This window comes from uncultured Gemmiger sp. (assembly GCA_944388105.1).
Taxonomy (GTDB): domain Bacteria; phylum Bacillota; class Clostridia; order Oscillospirales; family Ruminococcaceae; genus Gemmiger.
Genome location: CALXHN010000028.1, coordinates 1 through 22,043, shown reverse-complemented (window position 1 = coordinate 22,043; position 22,043 = coordinate 1). Strand labels below are relative to the sequence as shown.

The 22,043-nt window shown below is 63.8% G+C and carries 21 protein-coding genes and 1 tRNA gene; 3 read left to right on the top strand and 19 right to left on the bottom strand.

Features of this window, described 5'->3' with window-relative positions; all coding sequences use genetic code 11:
- From lysS to Q0K17_RS05035, 5 genes are all read right to left on the bottom strand, one after another.
- Window positions 1–1,391: lysine--tRNA ligase (gene lysS / locus Q0K17_RS05055; RefSeq protein WP_294540609.1), on the bottom strand; the 1,391-nt coding region annotated here is incomplete at its 3' end.
- Between the two features lie 72 nt (window positions 1,392–1,463).
- On the bottom strand, window positions 1,464–1,952 hold the full coding sequence (greA, locus tag Q0K17_RS05050) for a transcription elongation factor GreA (RefSeq protein ID WP_294540607.1): 489 nt from the start codon (window positions 1,950–1,952) through the stop codon (window positions 1,464–1,466).
- A 118-nt stretch (window positions 1,953–2,070) separates the two neighbouring features.
- A complete protein-coding gene (locus Q0K17_RS05045; protein WP_294540605.1) occupies window positions 2,071–3,867 on the bottom strand; it encodes a DUF6020 family protein in 1,797 nt (598 codons plus the stop codon).
- Window positions 3,868–3,871: 4 nt separating this feature from the next.
- Window positions 3,872–4,885: a tryptophan--tRNA ligase gene (trpS, locus tag Q0K17_RS05040; protein ID WP_294540603.1), complete on the bottom strand. Its 1,014-nt coding sequence runs from the start codon at window positions 4,883–4,885 to the stop codon at window positions 3,872–3,874.
- Between the two features lie 319 nt (window positions 4,886–5,204).
- Entirely contained in the window at window positions 5,205–5,495 is a 291-nt protein-coding gene (locus tag Q0K17_RS05035; RefSeq protein ID WP_294540602.1) for a hypothetical protein, read from the bottom strand.
- 133 nt (window positions 5,496–5,628) lie between these two features.
- Between Q0K17_RS05035 and Q0K17_RS05030 the strand changes: the two genes are divergently transcribed.
- Together Q0K17_RS05030 and gltX are read left to right on the top strand one after the other, a co-directional pair.
- Window positions 5,629–5,808, top strand: a complete 180-nt coding sequence (locus Q0K17_RS05030; protein ID WP_294540600.1) for a ribbon-helix-helix domain-containing protein — start codon at window positions 5,629–5,631, stop codon at window positions 5,806–5,808.
- 87 nt (window positions 5,809–5,895) lie between these two features.
- Window positions 5,896–7,341 (top strand): glutamate--tRNA ligase, encoded by a 1,446-nt coding sequence (gltX, locus tag Q0K17_RS05025; protein WP_294540598.1) that lies wholly within the window; start codon window positions 5,896–5,898, stop codon window positions 7,339–7,341.
- An 84-nt stretch (window positions 7,342–7,425) separates the two neighbouring features.
- On the opposite strand, the gene galE is transcribed toward gltX, so the two are convergent.
- The 14 genes from galE to ruvC all read right to left on the bottom strand — a co-directional run bounded on the left by galE (window position 7,426) and on the right by ruvC (window position 21,757).
- Window positions 7,426–8,454: a UDP-glucose 4-epimerase GalE gene (galE, locus tag Q0K17_RS05020; protein ID WP_294540596.1), complete on the bottom strand. Its 1,029-nt coding sequence runs from the start codon at window positions 8,452–8,454 to the stop codon at window positions 7,426–7,428.
- A 123-nt stretch (window positions 8,455–8,577) separates the two neighbouring features.
- Window positions 8,578–9,471, bottom strand: a complete 894-nt coding sequence (locus Q0K17_RS05015) for a helix-turn-helix transcriptional regulator (protein ID WP_294540594.1) — start codon at window positions 9,469–9,471, stop codon at window positions 8,578–8,580.
- Window positions 9,472–9,486: 15 nt separating this feature from the next.
- Window positions 9,487–10,509: a hypothetical protein gene (locus Q0K17_RS05010; RefSeq protein ID WP_294540592.1), complete on the bottom strand. Its 1,023-nt coding sequence runs from the start codon at window positions 10,507–10,509 to the stop codon at window positions 9,487–9,489.
- A 23-nt stretch (window positions 10,510–10,532) separates the two neighbouring features.
- Window positions 10,533–12,821 (bottom strand): ATP-dependent Clp protease ATP-binding subunit, encoded by a 2,289-nt coding sequence (locus tag Q0K17_RS05005; RefSeq protein ID WP_294540590.1) that lies wholly within the window; start codon window positions 12,819–12,821, stop codon window positions 10,533–10,535.
- A 156-nt stretch (window positions 12,822–12,977) separates the two neighbouring features.
- Complete coding sequence (locus Q0K17_RS05000; RefSeq protein ID WP_294540588.1) at window positions 12,978–13,652, bottom strand: CvpA family protein; 675 nt, start codon at window positions 13,650–13,652, stop codon at window positions 12,978–12,980.
- A gap of 48 nt (window positions 13,653–13,700) precedes the next feature.
- Complete coding sequence (locus Q0K17_RS04995; RefSeq protein ID WP_294540586.1) at window positions 13,701–15,155, bottom strand: DUF5711 family protein; 1,455 nt, start codon at window positions 15,153–15,155, stop codon at window positions 13,701–13,703.
- Window positions 15,156–15,179: 24 nt separating this feature from the next.
- Window positions 15,180–15,962: a tRNA pseudouridine(38-40) synthase TruA gene (truA, locus tag Q0K17_RS04990; RefSeq protein ID WP_294540584.1), complete on the bottom strand. Its 783-nt coding sequence runs from the start codon at window positions 15,960–15,962 to the stop codon at window positions 15,180–15,182.
- A 10-nt stretch (window positions 15,963–15,972) separates the two neighbouring features.
- On the bottom strand, window positions 15,973–16,779 hold the full coding sequence (locus tag Q0K17_RS04985) for an energy-coupling factor transporter transmembrane protein EcfT (protein ID WP_294540582.1): 807 nt from the start codon (window positions 16,777–16,779) through the stop codon (window positions 15,973–15,975).
- Window positions 16,769–17,683 carry an energy-coupling factor transporter ATPase gene (locus Q0K17_RS04980; protein ID WP_294540580.1) on the bottom strand — a complete coding sequence of 305 codons (915 nt, stop codon included), beginning with the start codon at window positions 17,681–17,683 and terminating at the stop codon, window positions 16,769–16,771. The genes Q0K17_RS04985 and Q0K17_RS04980 overlap by 11 nt, the downstream gene beginning before the upstream one ends.
- 85 nt (window positions 17,684–17,768) lie before the next feature.
- The gene (locus Q0K17_RS04975; protein WP_294540611.1) at window positions 17,769–18,593 is read right to left on the bottom strand and encodes an energy-coupling factor transporter ATPase; all 825 of its coding nucleotides are present in this window, start codon (window positions 18,591–18,593) and stop codon (window positions 17,769–17,771) included.
- Between the two features lie 26 nt (window positions 18,594–18,619).
- Window positions 18,620–19,486 (bottom strand): class I SAM-dependent methyltransferase, encoded by an 867-nt coding sequence (locus Q0K17_RS04970; RefSeq protein WP_294540578.1) that lies wholly within the window; start codon window positions 19,484–19,486, stop codon window positions 18,620–18,622.
- Window positions 19,487–19,525: 39 nt separating this feature from the next.
- Window positions 19,526–20,593 carry a Holliday junction branch migration DNA helicase RuvB gene (gene ruvB / locus Q0K17_RS04965; protein WP_294540576.1) on the bottom strand — a complete coding sequence of 356 codons (1,068 nt, stop codon included), beginning with the start codon at window positions 20,591–20,593 and terminating at the stop codon, window positions 19,526–19,528.
- 20 nt (window positions 20,594–20,613) lie between these two features.
- The gene (gene ruvA, locus Q0K17_RS04960) at window positions 20,614–21,216 is read right to left on the bottom strand and encodes a Holliday junction branch migration protein RuvA (protein ID WP_294540574.1); all 603 of its coding nucleotides are present in this window, start codon (window positions 21,214–21,216) and stop codon (window positions 20,614–20,616) included.
- A gap of 43 nt (window positions 21,217–21,259) precedes the next feature.
- Complete coding sequence (ruvC, locus tag Q0K17_RS04955; RefSeq protein WP_294540572.1) at window positions 21,260–21,757, bottom strand: crossover junction endodeoxyribonuclease RuvC; 498 nt, start codon at window positions 21,755–21,757, stop codon at window positions 21,260–21,262.
- A 213-nt stretch (window positions 21,758–21,970) separates the two neighbouring features.
- On the opposite strand from ruvC, the gene Q0K17_RS04950 reads away from it, so the two are divergent.
- Window positions 21,971–22,043, top strand: a tRNA-Val gene (locus Q0K17_RS04950).

The following is a 22,043-nucleotide window of genomic DNA, read 5'->3' as shown; positions in this document are numbered from 1 at the left end:
CCCGTGGGGGGCAGGCCGTATTCCAGGGCGGTGATGTAGTCGTAGTCCACCTGGGCCTTGCTGGTGGGTTCCAGCTTCTTGCGCTCCTCCACCTGGCGCTCAAAGCGGCCCTTCTGGTCGATGGGGTCGTTGAGCTCGCTGAAGGCGTTGCCGAACTCGGTGCAGTTGATGAAATACTCGAACCGCTCGGTGAACGCCGGGTCGTCGGGCTTGCGCTTGGCCAGAGGGCTGATCTCCACGGGGTAGTCATAGATGAAGGTGGGCTGGATCAGCTTGTCCTCCACGAAGGCGTCGAAGAACTCGGCCAGGATGGCGCCCTTGGTGGGCACTTCGGGCAGTTCCACATGATGCTCCTTGGCCAGGGCGATGGCTTCCTCGTCCGAAGCCACGGTGGTGAAGTCCACGCCGGAATACTTCTTGACCGCTTCCAGCATGGTCAGCCGCTCCCAGTGGGACAGGTCGATCTGCTTGCCCTGGTACTCGATCTGCAGGCTGCCGCAGACCTTCTGGGCCACCGTCTTCATCATCTCTTCCACCAGGTCTATCATGCCGTGGTAGTCGGTGTAGGCCTGATACAGCTCGATGGTGGTGAACTCGGGGTTGTGCTTGGGGTCCATGCCTTCGTTGCGGAAGATGCGGCCCACTTCGTACACCCGGTCCATGCCGCCTACCACCAGCCGCTTCAGATACAGCTCGGTCTCGATGCGCAGGACCATGTCCATATCCAGGGTGTTGTGGTGGGTGAGGAAGGGACGGGCGGAGGCGCCGATCTCAAAGGGGGTCAGGATGGGGGTCTCCACTTCCAGGAAGCCCTTGTTGTCCAGGAAGGCGCGCAGTTCCCGCAGGATCTGGCTGCGGCGCACAAAGGTCCGCTTGACCTCCGGGTTGACGATCAGGTCCACATACCGCTGACGGTAGCGGGCTTCCCGGTCGGTCAGGCCGTGGAACTTCTCCGGCAGGGGCAGCAGGCTCTTGGACAGCAGGGTCAGTTCGCTGATGCGCACGCTGAGCTCGCCCATGCGGGTGCGGAACACCTCGCCCTTGCAGCCCACGATGTCGCCCACATCCAGCTTTTTGAAGGCGGCGTAGGGTTCGTCGCCCAGCACGTCCCGCTTGGCAAAGATCTGGATGTCCCCTTTGGCGTCACGCAGATGGGCAAAGCTGGCCTTGCCCATCACACGTTTGGACATCAGGCGTCCGGCCAGAGTGACCACCTTGCCGGTCTCGCTCTCGGCGGGCAGGTCTTTGAATTCGGCCTGCAGGTCGGCGGAGAAAGCGTCCTGGGGATACTTGGTGATGGTGAACGGGTCATGCCCGGCAGCCTGCAGGTCCGCCAGCTTCTGGCGGCGCACAGCCTGCTCGGTGGCAGCGTTGACGGGGGTGTTCTGCATGAGAAGATTCCTCTTTTCTGTAAATAAACGGCGCCGGCCGGGTCGGACCCGCCCGGCGCTGTATGCCTTGACTTACTTGCTGCGGCTGACGGCCAGGATCTTGTAGTCGATCACATTGCCGTTGGGCAGGGTGACGGCCACCACGTCGCCGGCCTTGTGGCCGATGAGGGCAGCGCCCACCGGGCTCTCGTCGCTGATGCGGTTCAGGTCCATGTCGGCTTCGGTGGAGCCGGTGATGTCGTATTCCTCGGCGTCCTCCTCGTCGTCGCCGTCGGCCAGGATCTTGACCTTCATGCCGATGGAGACGGTGTCATGGGACAGCTCGTTGTCGTCGATGATGCGGGCGACCTTCAGGGTAGCTTCCAGGTCGGCGATGCGGGCTTCCACGATGGCCTGCTCTTCCTTGGCGGCGTCGTATTCGGCATTTTCCGAAAGGTCGCCGTAGCCGCGGGCCACCTTGATCTTGTCCGCCACTTCTTTCCGTTTGACGGTACGCAGGTTGTCCAGGTCCTGCTCCAGCTTCGCATATCCCTCGCGGGTAACAATAACCTCTTTGGCCATTTTGGATAGCTCCTTACTCAAAGTAAAAGTTGTGCGGCCCTTGGGGGCCGCACCAGTTGTACCATTATATCCAAAAATTGTGTCGCTGTCAAGCGGTTTCCGGGGCGCATCCCCCTTATCAGGAAAGAGTTTTGCCGTCGTCGGGCCGGTCGTACACGAACAGCAGGCAAAGCACCGGCAGTGCCAGGGGCAGCATCAGGATATAGCGGTAGGATTGGGCGATGGGCACCGCCACCATCAGGCTCAGCCAGCTGAAAAGCAGCGGCGTGAGCAGCAAAAGATCTTCCCTGCGCCGGCCTTTTGGTTTGCACAGACAGAAGAAGAAAGCCCCCAGCAGCACCCATACCATGGTGCCGGAGCTGACGAACCGGGTGGTCTGTTCCAGCACACCGCTGAGACCGTGGCCGAACCAGGTCTGGAACCAGTCCACCCCGGTGATGCCGTATCCGTACAAATCCTGGATGCCCACAAAATAATCGTAATAATATCCCAGCCAGCTGCCCGGTTTCCAGAAGCCCAGGGTCTGGAGCAGGTACGCTTCCACATACACATCCAGGTTGGCGGGAAGCAGCTGCGCCCACACCCCGAGGAAATCCCCGAAATGGGTTTCCAGGTATTCCGTATCCATCTCGGAGCTGCTTTTCAGCGGGTCGGACAGGCAGGGCTCATAATCGCTGCGCCAGACTTCTTCCGGCAGGATGGTGAACAGCACCTGCTGCTGTTCTTCCGTCAGGGGCCGGTCCTCATTGATGGTGGCCGCCAGCTGCTGCAGCGGCACCGAGATGGACTCGGTCAGGGAATCCTTGCCGATGCCCAGGGCGTCATACACCGGCCCCTGGATCACCGCCGTCAGCACCAGGGTGACCGCACCGGCCGCCAGAAGACGCCGGACTTTGCCCCGGCAGGCAATCAGGAGGACCAGCAGGGTGGGTGCCACCACATATATGCCGTTGTTGCGCCAGAAGCAAAGGAACAGCATGAGGGCAAAAGCGCCCAGGGTCCCCCGCCGGCTGATGCCATGGGCGGAGAAGTCCCACAGCTGCAGCGCCAGCAGCACCACCGCCGCGCTGAAGAGGGTGTCCTTCCACACCGCCATGCCGTAAGTGGCAAAAAAGCCGGAACAGCCGTACATGATCCCGCAGGCAGTCACCGCCAGCCGGGGCACGCCCAGGGTGTACAGCTTGTACACCACCGCCGCGCAGGCAGCGGAAAAGGCCAGACTCTGGGCCACGGCATACAGGCAAAGCGCCGCCGAAAGACCACCGCCGAAGACGGCTGCCAGACGGATGAAAAAGCGCAGGGTCAGGATATACAGAACGACCCAGTGGTTGCCGGAAGGCGCCCCATGCCCCAGCGCTTCCGCCATGGTGTGGGCGCCGTCCCCCACCAGTCCCGCCGGCCAGAAGGCCAGCAGAAAGGGGATCCAGCACAGGAAGATGAGGCCCCAGGCCAGACAAAAGACCTTCGGACTGCCGGGACGGGCCTGCATTTCCTGCAGGGGGTGACGGGCCGCCAGCCGCCGCAGCTGCAGGCAGACCAGCCACAGAAAAACCGCCAGGGGCAGGATGAGCAGAATATCCTTTCTGCCATCCCATTCGATATAGTTGGCCAGACGGTCCGCCTCTATATCGGTACAGCCGCGCACAAGACGTGCCACCGACAGGGCGCAGCTGAACAGCAGGGCAAAGACACCGGTCCAGCCCCGCACATAGCCGGGGGAAGGCTGCTGCCATTCCCGTCGGGCCAGCCAGAACAGGCCGGCAAAAAGCAGCAGGGTTCCGGCACTGCCGCCCAGGCCCAGCCGCCAGGACAGGCAGACGGCACACACAGCCAGCCCCCCGCAGGCGCCCCAGCGGGCCGGGGTCAGATCATATCTGCCGCCGAGCTGCCGGACCACCTTGTACAGCTCCTTCATCCCCTTACTTGTCCAGCTGCAGCAGGCCTACCTTGCGGTACACCTTGGACACGGTGCGGTTGGCCAGACGGGCGGCCCGCTCGGCCCCCTCCTTGAGCACCCCGTCCACATAGGCCTTGTCCGCCAGGATGCGCTGCAGTTCCTCCTGCACCGGGCAGATGGCGTCGGCGGTGGTCTCGGCCACGGCCATCTTGAAGTCGCCGTAGCCCTTGCCCGCAAACTCGGTCTCGATCTCGGCCATGGTCTTGCCGGTGAAGGCGGCATAGATGGTCATCAGGTTGGACACACCGGGCTTGTTGGCCATATCGAAGCGCACCACCCCGTCGGAGTCGGTGACAGCCCGCTTGAACTTGCGCACGATGGTATCCCGGTCGTCGGTGAGCAGGATGAAGCTGTTGGCGTTGGGGTCGGACTTGCTCATCTTCTTGGTGGGCTCGGCCAGGGAGGTGATCTTGGCACCGGCGGCGGGCACATAGCCTTCGGGCAGGGTGAAGGTCTCGCCGTAGACGTTGTTGAACCGGCCGGCGATGTTGCGGGCCAGCTCCAGGTGCTGGGTCTGGTCCTGGCCCACCGGCACCAGGTCGGCGTTGTAGACCAGGATATCCGCGGCCATGAGCACCGGGTAGGTGAACAGGCCGCCGTTGACATTGTCCGGATGCTTGGCGCTCTTGTCCTTGAACTGGGTCATGCGGGACAGTTCCCCGAACTGGGTGTTGCAGGCCAGGATCCAGCTCAGCTCACAGTGGGCGGGCACATGGCTCTGCACAAAGAGCACATGCTCCTTGGGGTCGATGCCCAGGGCCAGCAGCAGGGCGGCCAGGGACCGGGTGTTGCGGCGCAGCTCCGCCGGGTTCTGGCGCACGGTCAGGGCGTGCAGGTCGGCCACCATATACAGGCAGTCGTAGTTGTTCTGCAGAAGGGCCCAGTTGCGCAGGGCGCCCAGGTAGTTGCCCAGGGTGGGGGTGCCGGTGGGCTGGATGCCGGAAAGGATCCGTTTGCGTTTGAGAAGTTCAGACATGGTATTTCAGCTCCTTTGATGTTGGCGGAGGAGATAAAAAAAGCTGCCCCCGCACAGAAGTGGATTCTGTGCAAGGGCAGGCTTGTTGTTTACCTGTGGTGCCACCTTGCTTGCCGCGCCCTTTGGGTGCGCGGCCTCTTGACGGGGCGCAGTCTGCGTCCCTGCCCGGTAACGGGGGCTCACGTCGGCGGATACTGCCCGGATAGAGGGGTTCCCCGCCGCCCTCGGCGATCCATTTGTCCGTGCGGCCTTCCGCCCCCTTCCCAGCATCGGGGGCTCTCTGTGGGCGCCGGCACGGTTTTACCTTCGCCTCGTCGGTTTATTCCCCTACATTATAGCCAGCCGGTCCCCGGGTGTCAAGGGAGGATTCCAGGGCCTGCAGCAGGGCCTGCCGCGCCTGTCCGGCTCCGGGCTGCGCCGGCTGTCCGGTCAGGTAGGTCAGGGCGTCGTTCCAGGCGTTTGCCTCCGCCGCCTGCACCGGCACGCTCCGCACCAGTCCGGCCAGTTTTCTTTGTCCGGATGCATCCAGATATTTCAGATCAGACAGATACGCGCACCCCATGCCGCGGGCCAGGGTTTCCAGAAGCGGAAAAGAATTTTTCTCCCTCATAACCGTCTCCTTCTGGGATAACAGGGTCGAATACCATCAGTATACATCACTTTATGTTAAAATGTAAACATTTTTTAGCCATATTTTTCCATGTTTTCTGCGTGGATAATGGGTGATAAGGTGGTGGTAAAATATGGAAACACTGAAAATTTCCAAAAAGACGGAGCCGGTGATGTTCACCATCCGGGTGGACAAATCCATCGTGGATTTCTATGATGACCTGGCGAAAAAGACCAACCGGTCCCGCAACGAGCTCATCGGTCTGGCGCTGGATTTTGCCAAGGACAAGATCCAGATCGACCCGGAGGACTGAATCCCCCGCCCTTTGGTTGACAAACCCGGCCGTGACCGCTAAACTGTGGGATAGAGAACCTTTATTATACAGGGGGAAGTTTGTTTTATGGCCAACACCGTACGCACCCGCTTTGCGCCGTCTCCCACGGGCTACATGCACGTGGGCAACCTGCGCACCGCGCTGTATACCTATCTGCAGGCCCGCCACAACGGCGGCACCTTTATCCTGCGCATTGAGGACACCGACCAGGGACGCCTGGTGGAAGGTGCCACCGACATCATCTACAACACCCTGAAGGCCACCGGCCTGACCTGGGACGAAGGCCCGGACATCGGCGGTCCGGTGGGCCCCTATGTGCAGAGTGAGCGCATGGGCATGTTCAAGCAGTATGCCGAGGAGCTGGTCCGCAAGGGTGAAGCCTACTACTGCTTCTGCACCAACGAGCGGCTGGAAGCCCTGCACGAAAGCCAGAAGGCCGCCGGCGAGATGACCCACTACGACGGGCACTGCCGCAACCTGTCCCAGGAGGAAGTGGAAGCCAAGCTGGCCGCCGGGGAGCCTTACGTCATCCGGCAGAAGATCCCCACCGAGGGCAAGACCGCCTTTGACGACCTGGTCTTCGGGCACATCGAGGTGGACAACAGCGAGCTGGACGACCAGATCCTGCTGAAGACCGACGGCATGCCCACCTACAACTTTGCCAACGTGGTGGACGACCACCTCATGGGCATCACCCACGTCATCCGGGGCAGCGAGTACCTGTCCAGCACCCCCAAGTACAATCTGCTGTACAAGGCGTTCGGCTGGGAGATCCCCACCTACATCCACTGCCCGCCGGTGATGAAGGACGCCCAGCACAAGCTGTCCAAGCGCAACGGCGACGCCAGCTACCAGGACCTGGTGGCCAAGGGCTACCTGCCCGCAGCGGTGCTGAACTACCTGCTGCTGCTGGGCTGGGCCCCCGAGGGAGAACAGGAGATCTTCAACCTGGACGAGATGATCCGCATCTGGGACCCCACCCGCATCTCCAAGTCCCCGGCCATCTTTGACCCGCTGAAGCTGCGGGCCATCAACGCCGCCTACATCCGGGCCCTGCCCGCCGAGGAGTTCCGCCGTCTGGCCGATCCCTTCATTGACCAGGCCGTGCACCGCGATATTGACCGTGACCTGCTGTGCGCCAACCTGCAGCCCCGCTGCGAGGTGCTGGAGGACATTCCGCCCCAGCTGGACTTCTTTGACGCAGCGCTGCCCTTTGACGCCGAGCTCTACCGCAACAAGAAGCAGAAGACCACCCCGGAATCCGCCAAGGAAGCCCTGGAGGCCCTGCTGCCGGTGCTGGAAGGGGAAGCCGACTGGAACCGGGACGCCATCTTTGAAGTCTGCCGCAAGAAGGCGGAGGAGATGGAAAAGAAGAACGGCTGGCTGCTGTATCCCCTGGGCATCGCCCTGTCCGGCAAGTCCCGCACCCCGGGCGGCGGCACCGACCTGGCCGCCATGCTGGGCAAGGAGGAGACCCTGGCCCGCCTGCGCGCCGCTCTGGCCGCGCTGTAAGGCCGCTGCTTTCCCGTAAAAGACACATACAAAAACCGCCGCAGGGTTTGCCTGCGGCGGTTTTGTTTTGTTTATGCCGGGGTGTTACTCGGCTTTGGTCTTGTAGCCGTCCGGGTTGTGGCTCTGCCAGTTCCAGCTGTCGCGGCACATCTCCTCGATGCCGTACTGGGCTTCCCAGCCCAGTTCCCGCTTGGCCTTGCCGGGGTCACACCAGCACTCGGCGATGTCGCCGGGGCGGCGGGGGTCGATGACATAGGGCAGGTCCTTGCCGCAGGCCTTGCTGAAGGCCTTGATCACGTCCAGCACGCTGTAGCCGTGGCCGGTGCCCAGGTTGCAGATGAACAGACCGGGCTTTTCCTGCAGTTTGCGCACGGCCGCCACATGGCCCCGGGCCAGGTCCACCACATGGATGTAGTCCCGCACGCCGGTGCCGTCCGGGGTGGGATAGTCATTGCCGTAGACATGGACCTTTTCCAGCTTGCCCACGGCCACCTTGGCGATGTAGGGCACCAGGTTGTTGGGGATGCCGTTGGGGTCCTCGCCGATCAGGCCGGAGGGATGGGCGCCGATAGGATTGAAGTAGCGCAGCAGGGCCACGTTCAGTTCCGGGTCCGCCTTGCAGCAGTCGGTGAGGATGCGCTCGGTAAAGACCTTGGTGGTGCCGTAGGGGTTGGTGGTGGCGCCGGTGGGGAAATCTTCCCGGATGGGCACGCTGGCGGGGTCGCCGTAGACGGTGGCCGAGGAGGAGAAGATGATGTTGTGGCAGCCGTAGTGGCGCATCACGTCCAGAATGGTCAGGGTGCAGCCCAGGTTGTTGGAGTAGTATTCGATGGGCTTGGAGACGCTCTCGCCCACCGCCTTGTAGGCGGCGAACTGGATGACGCATTCAATGCCGGGATTTTCACGGAAGATGGCATCGACCGCGTCATGGTCGGTCATGTCTGCCTCAATGAAACGGAAATCCTTGCCGGTGATCTTTTTCACCCGGTCAAGTGCTTCGGGGCTGGCGTTGTAGAGGTTGTCCGCCACCACAATGTCGTACCCGGCATTCAGGAGTTCGACGCAGGTATGGCTGCCGATGTAGCCGGCGCCGCCGCTGACCAGAATGGACATAATGAACGCTCCTTTGCAATTTTATAATTTTGTTGCAAGCGGTCTTGGTTGTCCCGCTTTCTTGCCTTTATTTTATACCGGAACAACTGAAATTTAGAATAGACGTTTCAGTATTTGCCATGCCTATTTGTTGCACAGATGCAGGGGCTGCGGGTCCTTGCGGTAGGCGGAGGGCGTCTGGCCCGTCAGGGCGCGGAACCGCTGGGAAAAGTAGGACACCGAAGAGTATCCCAGCATCCGGGCCACCTCGCCGGGGGTATGCCCCTGGGCCAGCAGAGACCCGGCCCGCTCCGCCCGCAGGCAGGCGTAATATTCCCGTGGAGAAAGTCCGGTGCGCACCCGGAAGGCCTGCTGCAGTGCCACCCGGCCGCAGCCCAGGGCATGGCAGATCTGGTCCAGGTCGGGGTCTTCCTCCATATGGTCGGAAAAATACAGGTGTGCGGCATCCACAATGGCCCGCTGGTTCTGTTCCGCCACCAACCGGGGGGAAGGTCTGCGGCCGCTGCGGCGCAGGCGGCGGGCAGCCAGCCAGAGGAACTCCTCCAGGTACAGCTGCAGCAGCCGCGGCACACCGAACGGCGGGTCGGCGCGGCGGGTGGGATTCAGCCCCGGCTGTTCGGGGCGCTGCCAGGTTTCCCGCACGGCATCGGCCAGCAGGTGCAGCACGTTCTTTTCCACCGCATTCACCCGGATGAGCCGGTCCCGGAACAGGTCCAGGACCGTGCCGGAGGCGGCAAAGGCCAGACGCAGCACTTCGGGGGGGACTTCCCCCGCGGCCCGCATGGACCAGGTCTCTTCCGGCTGATGGACCAGCACCCGGCCCGCCCGCACCAGGGTGGTGCGGCCGTCGGCGGTCTCTTCAATGACACCGTCCATCACATATACCAGCATCCACACCTCACACAGGCGGGGCGGCAGGGTGTCGCCCACCCGCCATTCGGCGGCGGCGGCGGCCTGCACCTCCTGCAGCTGCAGGGTGGGCGTTTCCTTGACGGCGCCCGTTCCGGGCACACCCATGGTTTGCCTCCTTTGTTATGCGGCCACCGCCCCGTCCTGCTCGTCAAAACGGTCGGTGGAGGTGCTTTCGTCCAGGCGGAAGGTCCCGGGCGGGTCCAGGGTGACCAGCGGGAACCGGTCCATGCCGGGGAAAGCATCGCACAGACCCAGGCGGTAGGCGGTCAGGGGGCCGATCTCCTTGTGGATGGTCCCGTATTCCAGCGACCCGTCCGGCGCGTAGGTATCGTACATGATCTCCTCCGGCCAGGTATCGGCCACATAGTCCACCAGTTCCTCACTGACAAACAGGTCATTGCTGCCGCTGTACAGGTCGGGGGCCCCGAAAAGATGCAGGATCTCGTGGGCATAGACCGCCGGACCGTCAAAGGTTCCGGGCTCAAAAAACACATTGTCCTTGTACAGGCAGCAGTATTCGTTGAAATAGTAGCCGCCGTCCTCCAGGTAATGCACCATGGTGAAGGAACAGCCGGACACCGGCAGAAACACCAGAAAACCGATGTTGCTGGTGCCGTAGGTCTCGGCCAGCTCGTTGGTGCGCAGGGACCCGCACACCTCGTCCATATCGTCGTAGAACTGCTGCCCTTCGTCCGACTCCTCGCCGCCCACAAAGCCGGGGGCGTAGTCGATGACCGAGAGCAGGTCCTCGCCGTAATAGAGGGTGGGTGACACATTGTATTCCCCTGCCTGCTCCCCGATCCAGTCCACCGCCGTGGCCAGGGTTTCCTGGCTGCGGGCGATCTCCTCCTCGGTCCAGCCGGGGCCTTCGGGCTGCTGCAGGTAGATGCTGTACAGCACGCAGGGCCAGGCCAGCAGTCCGGCACTGCCGTATTTCTGCTGGGCAGGGGTCAGGCCATCGGTCCAGGGGGCCGCCGGGGCGGCCGGCTGCTGTTCCTCCGGTTCGGGGGACGGCTCGGTCAGGTCGGGCACCTGTTCCAGGCGGCTGCCGGGACCCCGGGCGGCAGAGATCTCCCCCCGGGTGCAGCCGGCCAGGGTCAGCGCCGCCAGCAGCAGCGCCGGGGCCCGCAAATGTCGTTTCATCCGTTCCTCCTTGCGGCCGCCGCTCAGGACGGCAGTTTCAGCCGGGGCGAACCGTCCTCGGCGGCTTCCAGGGTGACGGTGGCATTGCCCTGCAGCGTACCGTTGACAAGGGCTTCGGCCACCGGGTCCTCCAGGGTCTTGCGGATGGTGCGGCGCAGTTCCCGGGCGCCGAACCGGGTGGAGGTGTCCTTGACGATGGCGGTGAGCGCCTCGGGGCTGTATTCCAGGTTCAGGCCGCGGGCGGCCAGACCGGGACGGTATTCCTCCAGCATGAGGGCGGCGATCTTTTCCAGATCCGCCTGTTCCAGGGGACGGAAGGTGATGACCTCGTCCACACGGCCCAGGAATTCGGGACGCAGGAATTCCTGCAGAGCCTTCATGCTCTTGTCCCGGGTGGCCTGTTCGGCGGTGCGGTTGAAGCCGGTGGCGCCGGTACGGTCGGTGGAACCGGCGTTGGAGGTCATGCAGATGACCGTGTTGGAGAAATCCACCACCCGGCCCTGGGAGTCGTTGATCTTGCCCTCGTCCAGGATCTGCAGCAGGATGTTCATCACATCCGGGTGGGCCTTTTCGATCTCATCGAAGAGCACCACGCTGTAGGGACGGCGGCGGACCTTCTCGGTGAGCTGGCCGGCCTCATCGTAGCCCACATAGCCCGGAGGCGACCCGATCAGGCGGGAGACGGTGTGCTTTTCCATATACTCGCTCATATCGATGGAGATGAGCGGGTCCACCGTGTCGAACAGCTGGCTGGCCAGCTGCTTGACCAGTTCGGTCTTGCCCACACCGGTGGGGCCCACAAAGATGAAGCTGGCCGGACGATGGCGGCCGGACAGATCCGCCCGGGCCCGCTTGACGGCCTGGGCCACGCTGTGCACGGCCTCGTCCTGGCCGATGACATGGGCCTTGAGGGCATCTTCCAGCCCCTGCAGGCGGCCGTATTCGCTTTCCTTGATCTTCACCGCCGGGATACCGGTCCACAGCTCCACCACCTTGGCCACATCGTCCAGGGTCACCTGGATGTCCGCCACCTGCAGTTCCAGGGCGGGCAGACGTTCCCGCTGGCGGGCCAGCTCGGTCTTGGTCTTGGCCAGTTCCTCATAGTCGATGGCGGAATCGGCGCTGTCCTCGTCGGGATTTTCCAGGTCCCGCTCCTTCTGTTCCAGATCGGCGATGCTCCGCTGCAGTTTGTACAGCTCGGTGATCTCCGGATGGCGCAGGTTGCAGCTGGCGCAGGATTCATCCAGCAGGTCGATGGCCTTGTCGGGCAGATAGCGGTCGGTGATGTAGCGCTCGGACAGCTGCACCACGCTGGCAACCACCGCGTCGGGCACCCGCACGCAGTGATGCTTTTCATAGTAGCCCTTCACCCCGCGGATAACCTCGATGGATTCGTTGATGGAAGGCTCCTCCACCTTGATGGGCTGGAAGCGGCGTTCCAGGGCGGAATCCTTCTCGATATACTTGCGGTACTCGGTGAAGGTGGTGGCGCCGATGACCTGCACCTGTCCCCGGGACAGCGCAGGCTTCATGATGTTGGCCGCGTTCATGGCGCCGTCCGAATCACCGGCGCCCACGATGTTATGGATCTCGTCGATGAACAGGATGACGTTGCCGGCGGCCTTGATCTCGCCGAGCAGGCCCTTGACCCGCTGTTCGAACTGGCCCCGGAACTGGGTGCCGGCCACCAGGGCGGTCAGGTCCAGCAGGTAGATCTCCTTGCCCTGCAGGCGGGCCGGGACTTTGCCCTCGGCGATACGCTGGGCAAGGCCTTCGGCAATGGCCGTCTTGCCCACGCCGGCTTCACCGATGAGGCAGGGGTTGTTCTTCTGCCGGCGGCAGAGGATCTGCAGCGCCCGGTAGATCTCCCGGTCACGGCCCACGATATGGTCGATGCGGCCTTCCTTGGCCTTCTGGGTCAGGTTTTCGCAGTAGGTATCCAAGTATTTGCGGCGGGGCGGCTTTTCCTTTTTGCCGTTCTTCTTGCCGCGCTCCTCCCGACGTTCGGTGGAACCGCCGAAGCCGAAGGGGAAGGCGGGGCTGCCGCCGGGGATGAATTCCTCATCCTCCTCCGATTCTGCGGGGGTCATGGCGCCGGACTGCTCCGCTTCCTCCAGGAAGCTGGTCATGCGCTCTTCCATATTTTCCAGGTCCTGGTCCGACATGCCGAATCGCTTCATCAGATCATCCACAGGCTGGATATGCATTTCTCTGGCGCAGGTCAGGCAGTAGCCTTCCTGGATGGGCTTGCCGCCCTCCATGCGCTGTACAAAAACCACTGCGGTACGTTTTTTGCAGCGGACACACAACATATAGTCTCACCTCTCTTGTGCGGCCGGCTGGGAAAAACCGGCCGCTATAAGAACCATTATCTCCCTGCGGCACCGCTTTTGCAAGGGCGCGGGGCGAATGTTCAGATATTGTTCATAGCGTTCCGGGACGGGTCTCCCCGGAACGCCCCTGTTTTTTCAGTAATGGATGACAAAGGGATTGAAGCCGGCCAGCAGGCTGTAGATGGCACTTTTACCCAGCACGGCGCTGCGCAGGATCTCGATATGCCCGTCGCTGAGCATGCTCAGCAGCCACAGTGCCAGAGAGAGCAGCCAGCAGTTCAGCGCGCCGGACAGCGCCCCCAGCACAAGGCCCAGCAGCCGGTTCAGGCCGCCCACCAGAGGGATGCCGTTGCATCCGCGCAGGGCCCAGGCCAGCGCCCGGAACAGCCAGCGGATGAGGATGCACACCACCAGGAAGATGATGACCTGGATCAGGGGCAGAATGATGGGCTGCAGCACCTCCATCACACGGGGGGTGGCTTCGCCGGTGATCTCGGCCACGGTGTTCAGCAGGGCATTGCGCACAGCTTCCGGCAGGAAGGACATGCCCTGTACGGCGGCTGTCACATCGCCGCCGCTCTCCGCCAGGGTGGCGGAAACCTTTTCGGCGATGGAGGCGCCCACATAGTTGTTGTAGACCACCGGGCCGAAGGTCTGGGCGGCCCACGCGGCGCCGAAGATGCCCGCCACACTGCCGATCAGCAGGGTCAGCGAGGAGACGAACCCCTGCTTCCAGCCATAGACGGCGGTGAGGATCAGCACCACGGCAAACAGAATGTCATACAAAAGACCGGTGATTGAGTATTCCATTTTGTGTTCCTCTTTAGATATAATACGTTTTGTATAATATGCTCAGGGTCAGGCGGAGGGGGAAAGCACCTCCACCCGGCCCGCGGTAAACAGCAGCGGCTGGCTGGCGTTGAGCACAGCCAGGGGGCGGGTATCCAGCGCCTTGCCCCAGCGCAGGGCGCCGCTGAGTTCATGGCAGTACACGGTATCCGCACCCCACAGATAGACCGCGGTATCGGCGCAGGCAATGCCTTCGGCCTGCCCCGCATCCCCCTGCCCCACCACCTGCAGGTCGGCATTCAGGACGATGAGCTGGCTGCCGCTGTGGGTGGAGAGCAGCAGGGCGGTGGTCCGGCGGTTCACCGAAGCCCCCTGCAGGTTGGCGCCGCCGAAGTCATAGCGGCTGAGGGATTGCCCGGTGGCGGCATCCACCACCACCGCGTAGGTATCGAAGATGGCCAGCACCCGGTCGCCGGACAGCCAGTGCAGCTGCAGCAGCAGGCTGCCTTCGTCGGCGGTATAGGCGGGGCCGGTCTCGCTCCTGGCGGTGTCCATCAGGTAGACGCGGCAGGCCAGCCGGCCGTCCCGGGCGGCCACCGTCCCCACCGCGAACCGATGGTTGTCGGTGGCAAAGCCCAGGGCCAGCGGCGTGCCCTGGTCCTGGGTCATCTTCCAGCTGTAAATGCTGCGCATGGTGGGGCTGAAGACCAGCAGTTCCGCCGCATAGCGCTCGGATTCGGTCACCACCCCCAGGGTGCCGTTCTGGGACATGGCACACAGCATGATGGCGTTGGTAAAGGTTTTGGTGTAGAGGGTGCGGGTACGGCTTTCCACCTGCAGGCTGGTGCCGGCCCGGTCATACAGCACGAACCGGGTATTGCCCACAGCCAGGGCCGGACGGGCATATCCCGGCTGTAGGGTGCGGACCTGGGTGCCGTAAGCCGAGTAGACGGCCACGTCCTCCTTGTCCAGCTCCACAAAGCCGCCGGCCAGTTCCTCGATCCGGGTGGGTTCCTCAATGCCGGTGGCGGCCGGGAATCCGCCGCTGCGCCGGAAATACAGGCTGATGGAATCCATGGTATCGCCCAGGGAGGACAGGGACGCCCCCAGCACCCCGGTGAACCAGGCAGCCCCCACCAGCAGGGCCAGCACCAGCACCACCAGCAGGATGCGGCGGCGGCGCGCACGGCGGCGCAGGATGGGGCTGAACGGGCGGGTATTGCCCAGCCGGGGACCGCGGACGCCCTCGGCAGAAACCGGTTCCGCCTTTTTCTGCGTGCGGGTCCGGGCGGCGGTATCCGCCTGCGCCGGGGTGTCTGTGCCCACGGAAGGTTGGGACTTGTCGGCGGAAGAGGCCTTGAAGAGCCGGCGGTCCCGGGACTTCCTGGATTTTTTGTCCGCCTTGCGGGATTCCTCCTCCGGCGGCCGGGATTCCGTCTCCTCCGGTTCAGGCAGGGGCTCGCCGCGTTCCCGTGCCAGCATACGCTGGCGTCGGGCCAGACGTTCCTTGTCTTCCGCTCTCATCGGCGCTCCCCCTTTCGTAAAAAATCACGCATGATGCGTTTTGTCGTCGGTCTGCGGCACAAGGCCGGGATAGTCCACCTGCATCAGGCAGAGGCCTTTGGCGGGCAGGGTGGGTCCGGCACGGCGGCGGTCCCGGCTTTGCAGGATGGCGGGCACTTCCGCCGGGTCCAGCTTGCCCAGGCCCGCCTCCACAAGGGTGCCGGCCAGGATCCGCACCATGTTGTACAGATACCCGTCGGCGGTGACGGTGATGGTCAGGATCTCCCCTTCCCTGCGCACCTCACACCGGGTGATGGTGCGCACCGTGTCCCCGTGGGCGGCCACCGAGGACCCGGCGGCGCACAGGGCCAGGAAATCGTGGGTCCCCACAAATCCGGCAGCGGCCTGCTGCATGGCCCCCTCGTCCAGGGGCTTGGGGATGCGGTGGGTGTACTCCCCATCAAAGGGGTCGTCCACCGCCCCGTTGCGGATGCGGTAGCAGTAGGTCTTGGCGTGGGCGGCGTACCGGGCGTGGAAGTCCTCCGGCACCGCCTGCGCCTGCATCACCCGCACATCCGGGGGCAGGTGGGCGTTGAGGGCCAGGGGCAGCCGCCGCAGCGGCACGGTCCCATCATACCGGAAACTGAGCGCGAAACGGCGCGCATGGACGCCGGCGTCGGTGCGGGAACAGCCCTTCACGTCGGGGCGGGAACCCAGCACCGCCTCCATGGCATCCTGCAGCACCTGGCAGACGGTCAGGGCGTTGGGCTGCACCTGAAACCCGGCATACCGGGTGCCCTTGTAGGCCAGCCACAAAAGTACGGTCATGGGCCCCTCCTCAGAACAGCAGGGTGGTGGACAGGATGATGCCCAGCAGCACCGCCAGGGCCAGGGCGCACTGCACGTCCAGCTTGCCGAAGCGCAGCACCTTCAGCCGGGTGCGGCCTTCGCCCCCGCGGTAGCAGCGGCACTCCATGGCCATGGCCAGCTCGTCGGCCCGACGGAAGGCGCTGATGAACAGGGGGATCAGGATGGGGATGAGGGCGCGGATGCGCTCGGTGAATTTGCCGTTGTCCAGCTTGGCGCCCCGGGCTTTCTGGGCGTTCATGATCTTCTCGGTCTCCTCGATGAGGGTGGGGATGAACCGCAGGGCAATGGTCATCATCATGGCCAGCTCGTGCACCGGGAAGTGCAGTTTCTGCAAGGGACGCAGCAGGGATTCGATGGCGTCGGTGAGGACGATGGGGCTGGTGGTGTAGGTGAGCAGGCTGGTGCCCGCGATCAAAGCCACCACACGCACCGCCATGAGGATGGCGTAGGACACGCCCTCCTTATAAATGGAGAAGACCCACAGCCGCACCAGGGGTTCCCCGTCCCCGGTGATGAAGAAGAGGTTGAGCACCGCCGTGAAGATGATGATGGGCACGATGGGCTTCAGGCTCTTGAGAATGAGGCGATAAGGGATCTTGGCTACGGCGTACAGCAGGGCCAGCAGGGCCAGGGACAAGGCAATGCCCAGAGGGTTGGAGGCCACAAACAGCACGATGATATAGGCGATGGTCCCCACCAGTTTCAGGCGGGGGTCGCAGCGGTGCAGCACCGAATTGCCGGGGAAGTGCTGTCCGATGGTGATATCACGAAGCATGGTCTTCCCCTCCTTTCTCTGCCGGGATGGGCAGAGGCTTTTCGGGATGGCGGGCGTTGTAGGCCTTGAGCACCGTCTTGACGGCATAGGGCATGGTGTAGACGTCGGTCTTGATGTCCAGGCCCATCTCCTTCAGGCGCAGGAAGATCTGGGTGACCTGGGGCACCGAAAGCCCCAGCTCCAGCAGTTCCGGCGCCCGGGCAAAGATGTTTTCCACCGTGTCGTACATGGCCACCCCGGCCTTGTGCATGACCAGCACCTTGTCGGCGTATTTGGCGATGTCCTCCATGGAATGGCTGACCAGCACCACCGTCACGCCGGTCTTTTTGTGGTAGGCCTTGATCTGGGCCAGGATGGTGTCCCGGCCTTCCGGGTCCAGTCCGGCGGCAGGCTCGTCCAGCACCAGGATGCGGGGCTCCATGGCCATGACGCCCGCAATGGCCACCCGGCGCTTCTGGCCGCCGGAGAGCTCAAAGGGGCTGCGCTGGAGCAGGTCCTCGCTCAGGCCGGTGAATTCGGCGGCCTCCTTGACCCGGCGCTGGATCTCCTCCTCGCTCAGGCCCATGTTGCGGGGGCCGTAGGCGATATCCTGGGCACAGGTCTCCTCAAAGAGCTGGTATTCGGGGTACTGGAAGACCAGCCCCACCAGGAACCGGAAGCTCCGCAGGTCCTCCCCTTCCGCCCACATGTCCCGGCCGTCCACATAGATCTTGCCGGAGGTGGGGCGGTTCAGCCCGTTGAAATGGCTGATGAGGGTGGATTTGCCGCTGCCGGTGGAGCCGATGATGCCGATGAAGTCCCCCTCCTCAATGGAGAAGCTCACATCGTCCAGCGCGGCGGTCTCGTCGGGCAGTCCGGCGTTGTATACATAGCGCAGATGTTCACAGCGAATGATTTCAGACACGTTCGTTTCCCTTCCTTCCGCATGCCGCCCGGCCTTTGCCGGTGAAGCTGCGGTCATTCAGATTCTGCGGCGTGGTGCCGTTTGTTCAGCGAAGCAGGTCGTACAGGGCCCGGGCGCAGGCTTCGGGGGTGATGACGTTGGCGGGCATGGGCAGTCCGGCTGCCGCCAGCTCATCCCGCAGTTCCGCGGCCTGGGGCACGTCCAGCCGGTAGCGCTTGAGGCGCTCGGTCTGGCTGAACACTTCCTCGGGGGTGCCTTCCATGACGATGCGGCCCCGGCTCATGACCAGGACCCGGTCGGCCTGGGCGGCCTCCTCCATATAATGGGTGATGGACACGATGGTGATGCCCGCCGCCCGCAGGCTGTGGATGGTGTTCATGACGGCGGCCCGTCCCCGGGGGTCCAGCATGGCGGTGGCTTCGTCCAGGATCAGGCAGTCCGGCCGCATGGCGATGACGCCCGCGATGGCCACCCGCTGTTTCTGGCCGCCGGACAGCTTGTAGGGGGCCTTTTCCCGGTATTCATAGATGCCGGTCATCTTCATGGCCTCATCCACCCGGGTGCGGATCTGCTCACTGGGCACGCCCAGGTTTTCCAGGGCGAAGGCCACGTCCTCCTCCACGATGGTGGCCACGATCTGGTTGTCCGGATTCTGGAACACCATGCCCGCCTTCTGGCGGATGTCGTAGAGTTTTTCCTCGGTGCGGGTATCAATGCCCTCCACCAGCACGGTGCCGGTCTCGGGCAGCAGAATGGCGTTGAAATGTTTGGCCAGGGTGCTTTTGCCGCTGCCGTTGCCCCCCAGCACGGCGACGAACTCGCCGCGCTTCACTTCCAGGCTGACGCCGTCCACGGCGTAGTCCGGGCGTTCGGGGTCATAGCGGAAGCGCACATCCTGGGCTTTGAGCATGGGTTCCATGACAGATTTCCCCCTTTTTATTCCTGTTCCCACACGGCGGTGGCGCCGCAGGGCACCACACCCCCGGTGGCCGAGACCGGCAGGCCGATCTCATCACACCAGGTCCTGCCGCCCTTGACGGGGCAGAGGTTGGTTTTCAGAACGTATTCCATCACCGCGGGGCTCAGGCCCTCGGTGTAGGAGTTGATGGCAAAGAAGAGCGGGTCGTCGGAGAGGACCTGCTGGGTCAGGGTGATGAGGTCGTAGACGTTGTCTTCCAGCTTCCAGATCTCGCCCCCGGGCCCCCGGCCGTAGCTGGGCGGGTCCATGATGACGCCGTCGTACCGGCTGCCCCGGCGGATCTCCCGGGCCACGAACTTGGCGCAGTCATCCACGATCCAGCGGCAGGGCTTGTCGGCCAGATTGCTGGCGGCGGCGTTCTCCCGGGCCCAGGCCACCATCCCCTTGGAGGCGTCCACATGGGTGACCGAAGCTCCGGCGGCCAGACAGGCCAGGGTGGCGCCGCCGGTGTAGCCAAAAAGGTTCAGCACTTTGATAGGACGACGGGCGGCGGCAATTTTCGCCTGATACCAGGCCCAGTTCACCGCCTGTTCGGGGAAAACGCCGGTGTGCTTGAAGCCGGTGGGGCTGACGATGAGGGTGAGCCCCTGCCAGCCGATCTGCCAGCGCTGGGGCAGCTTGCGGTGCTGTTCCCAGCTGCCGCCCCCCTTGGCCGAGCGGTGATAGACGGCGTCCGCCCGGTTCCACAGCGGGCTGACGGGCTGGTTTTTCCAGATGACCTGGGGGTCGGGACGGATGAGCAGGGTCTTGCCCCAGCGTTCCAGCCGGTTGTGGCCGGTGGCGTCGATGAGTTCGTAGTCCTGCCAGGTATCGGCACAGCGCATAGATTCAAGGCTCCTTTCGGGCGTGTAAGGGTCACAATATCAGTACATACTCTGCTGGCCGTCGTCCTCGTCCTCCTCGCGCAGGCGGCGGGGCACCGGCAGATGCAGATGTTCATAAGCCAGACGGGTGACGCAGCGCCCCCGGGGGGTGCGGGTCAGATAGCCCAGCTGCATCAGGTAGGGTTCGCAGATGTCCTCCAGGGTGACGCTCTCCTCCCCCAGGGCGGCGGCCAGGGTCTCCAGACCCACCGGCCCGCCGCCGTACAGTTCGATAATGGCCCGCAGGACCCCCCGGTCCAGCTCGTCCAGGCCCATCTCGTCAATGTCCATCTGTTTGCGGGCCGCCACGGCGGTGGGGCCGTCGATGGCGCCGTCCCCCTGGACGGTGGCAAAGTCCCGCACCCGCTTGAGCAGCCGGTTGGCGATACGGGGGGTGCCCCGGCTGCACCGGGCCAGTTCCAGGGCGCCGTCGTGGTCGATGGGGATGCCCAGGATGCCGGCGCTGCGGGTGATGATCCGGGCCAGCTCGTCCGGGCTGTAGGGTTCCAGCTTGAGCAGGATGCCGAACCGGTCCCGCAAAGGGCCGGTGAGCTGCCCCGCCCGGGTGGTGGCCCCGATGAGGGTGAAGTGGGGCAGGTTGATGCGGATGCTCTGGGCACTGGGGCCCTTGCCGATCATGATGTCCAGGGCGTAGTCCTCCAGAGCGGGGTACAAAACCTCCTCCACCTGGCGGGACAGACGGTGGATCTCGTCAATAAAGAGGATGTCCCCCTCCTGCAGGTTGGTGAGCAGGGCGGCCAGGTCCCCGGGCTTTTCGATGGCCGGGCCGGAGGTGATGCGCACCTGGACCCCCATCTCCTGGGCCACGATGCCCGCCAGGGTGGTCTTGCCCAGGCCGGGAGGGCCGTACAGCAGGATATGGTCCATCGCTTCGCCCCGCTGCTGGGCCGCCCGCAGATAGATGCGCAGGTTGCTCTTGGCCTTGTCCTGGCCGATGTAGTCGTCCAGGGTCTTGGGGCGCAGGCTGTTTTCTTCCACTTCCGCCGGACCCAGGTCCGGGCTGACCAGACGGCTGGGATCGACGGTGTATTCCTGATTCTGTGCCATGGTACCTTCCTTTCAGGGATTCAGGCGCGGGACAGCCCGCGCAGTGCGATCTTGATGATGTCCTGCACCGGCAGGGTATCGTCCACCCGGGCCACGGCGGCGGCCGCGTCGGAGGTGCTGTACCCCAGGCTGACCAGGGCGGCCACCGCCTGGGCAGGGGCACTCTGGGGCGCCGGGGCGGCGGACACATTGCCCGCAAAACCGGTGCCGGCGGCCAGACCCTTGCCCACCTTGTCCTTCAGTTCCAGGGCGATGCGCTGGGCCAGCTTGGGGCCCACGCCGTTGGCGGCGGTGAAGGCCTTGTGGTCCCCGGAGGAGGCCGCCAGGGCCACCTTTTCCGGGCTCATCACCGACAGGATGGCCAGCGCCGCCTTGGGCCCCACGCCGGACACCCCGGTGAGCATCTTGAAGCAGGCACGCTGGTCCTCGGTGGCAAAGCCGTAGAGGGACACGTCGTTCTCGCTCACCGACATGACGGTGTACAGGGTGGCCTCCTTGCCCGGGGCGGGCAGGGCTTCGGCGGTGGACAGGGGCACCTGGGCCAGATACCCTACCCCCGCGCAGCTGATGACGACGGTATCCAGGGTCTTTTTCAGAACTTTTCCGGTAAGACAATAGATCATGGTGCTTCCCTTTTCTTCTCTATATTACGGCGGTGAACGCCAATCAGCGGGGCTGGGTGCCCATCAGGCGGCTGCGGCTGCAATGGCAGTGGGCCACCGCCATGGCCAGGGCGTCGGCGGTGTCGTCAGGCTTGGGGATCTCGGGCAGGTGCAAGAGCATCCGGGTCATCTCCTGGATCTGCTTTTTCACCGCCTTGCCGTAGCCGGTCACCGCCTGCTTGACCTGCATGGGGGTGTATTCATAAATGGGGATGCCGCACTGGGCGGCGGCCAGCAGGATGACCCCGCGGGCTTCCGCCACCCCGATGACGGTGGTCTGGTTGTGCTGGTAGAAGAGCTTTTCCAGCGAGATGGCTTCGGGCTGGTACCGCCTGCACACGTCCAGGATGCCCTCGTACACCTCCTGCAGGCGATGCTCAAAGGGGGTATCCTTGTCGGTCATGACCGCGCCGTATCCCACCGGGGCAAACCGGTTGCCCACATATTCCACGACCCCCCAGCCCACAATGGCATAGCCGGGGTCGATGCCCAAAACTCGCATTTCGTTACACCTCTCCATTTTAACCGTAACAGTATACCACAAAAACGCTGCTGCGGCAAGATTTTGCCCGCCGCCCCGCCGTTTCAAAGGCGCGCTGCACCGTTTATTTTCCCACAAAGCGCAGAGGTTTTACAGAATTTTCGGATTTTTTTGAAAAAAGGGCTTGATTTTTTCCGCAAGGTTTGGTATAGTATACGAGTCGCAAGTCGACATGCGCGGTTAGCTCAGCTGGTAGAGCATCTGCTTGACGTGCAGGAGGTCACAGGTTCGAGTCCTGTACCGCGCA

Bases quoted from the DNA above. Each gene is read 5' to 3' on its own strand.
- greA (WP_294540607.1), bottom strand. From the start codon at position 1,952: ATGGCCAAAGAGGTTATTGTTACCCGCGAGGGATATGCGAAGCTGGAG.
- Q0K17_RS05045 (WP_294540605.1), bottom strand. From the start codon at position 3,867: ATGAAGGAGCTGTACAAGGTGGTCCGGCAGCTCGGCGGCAGATATGAT.
- trpS (WP_294540603.1), bottom strand. From the start codon at position 4,885: ATGTCTGAACTTCTCAAACGCAAACGGATCCTTTCCGGCATCCAGCCC.
- Q0K17_RS05035 (WP_294540602.1), bottom strand. From the start codon at position 5,495: ATGAGGGAGAAAAATTCTTTTCCGCTTCTGGAAACCCTGGCCCGCGGC.
- Q0K17_RS05030 (WP_294540600.1), top strand. From the start codon at position 5,629: ATGGAAACACTGAAAATTTCCAAAAAGACGGAGCCGGTGATGTTCACC.
- gltX (WP_294540598.1), top strand. From the start codon at position 5,896: ATGGCCAACACCGTACGCACCCGCTTTGCGCCGTCTCCCACGGGCTAC.
- galE (WP_294540596.1), bottom strand. From the start codon at position 8,454: ATGTCCATTCTGGTCAGCGGCGGCGCCGGCTACATCGGCAGCCATACC.
- Q0K17_RS05015 (WP_294540594.1), bottom strand. From the start codon at position 9,471: ATGGGTGTGCCCGGAACGGGCGCCGTCAAGGAAACGCCCACCCTGCAG.
- Q0K17_RS05010 (WP_294540592.1), bottom strand. From the start codon at position 10,509: ATGAAACGACATTTGCGGGCCCCGGCGCTGCTGCTGGCGGCGCTGACC.
- Q0K17_RS05005 (WP_294540590.1), bottom strand. From the start codon at position 12,821: ATGTTGTGTGTCCGCTGCAAAAAACGTACCGCAGTGGTTTTTGTACAG.
- Q0K17_RS05000 (WP_294540588.1), bottom strand. From the start codon at position 13,652: ATGGAATACTCAATCACCGGTCTTTTGTATGACATTCTGTTTGCCGTG.
- Q0K17_RS04995 (WP_294540586.1), bottom strand. From the start codon at position 15,155: ATGAGAGCGGAAGACAAGGAACGTCTGGCCCGACGCCAGCGTATGCTG.
- truA (WP_294540584.1), bottom strand. From the start codon at position 15,962: ATGACCGTACTTTTGTGGCTGGCCTACAAGGGCACCCGGTATGCCGGG.
- Q0K17_RS04985 (WP_294540582.1), bottom strand. From the start codon at position 16,779: ATGCTTCGTGATATCACCATCGGACAGCACTTCCCCGGCAATTCGGTG.
- Q0K17_RS04975 (WP_294540611.1), bottom strand. From the start codon at position 18,593: ATGCTCAAAGCCCAGGATGTGCGCTTCCGCTATGACCCCGAACGCCCG.
- Q0K17_RS04970 (WP_294540578.1), bottom strand. From the start codon at position 19,486: ATGCGCTGTGCCGATACCTGGCAGGACTACGAACTCATCGACGCCACC.
- ruvB (WP_294540576.1), bottom strand. From the start codon at position 20,593: ATGGCACAGAATCAGGAATACACCGTCGATCCCAGCCGTCTGGTCAGC.
- ruvA (WP_294540574.1), bottom strand. From the start codon at position 21,216: ATGATCTATTGTCTTACCGGAAAAGTTCTGAAAAAGACCCTGGATACC.
- ruvC (WP_294540572.1), bottom strand. From the start codon at position 21,757: ATGCGAGTTTTGGGCATCGACCCCGGCTATGCCATTGTGGGCTGGGGG.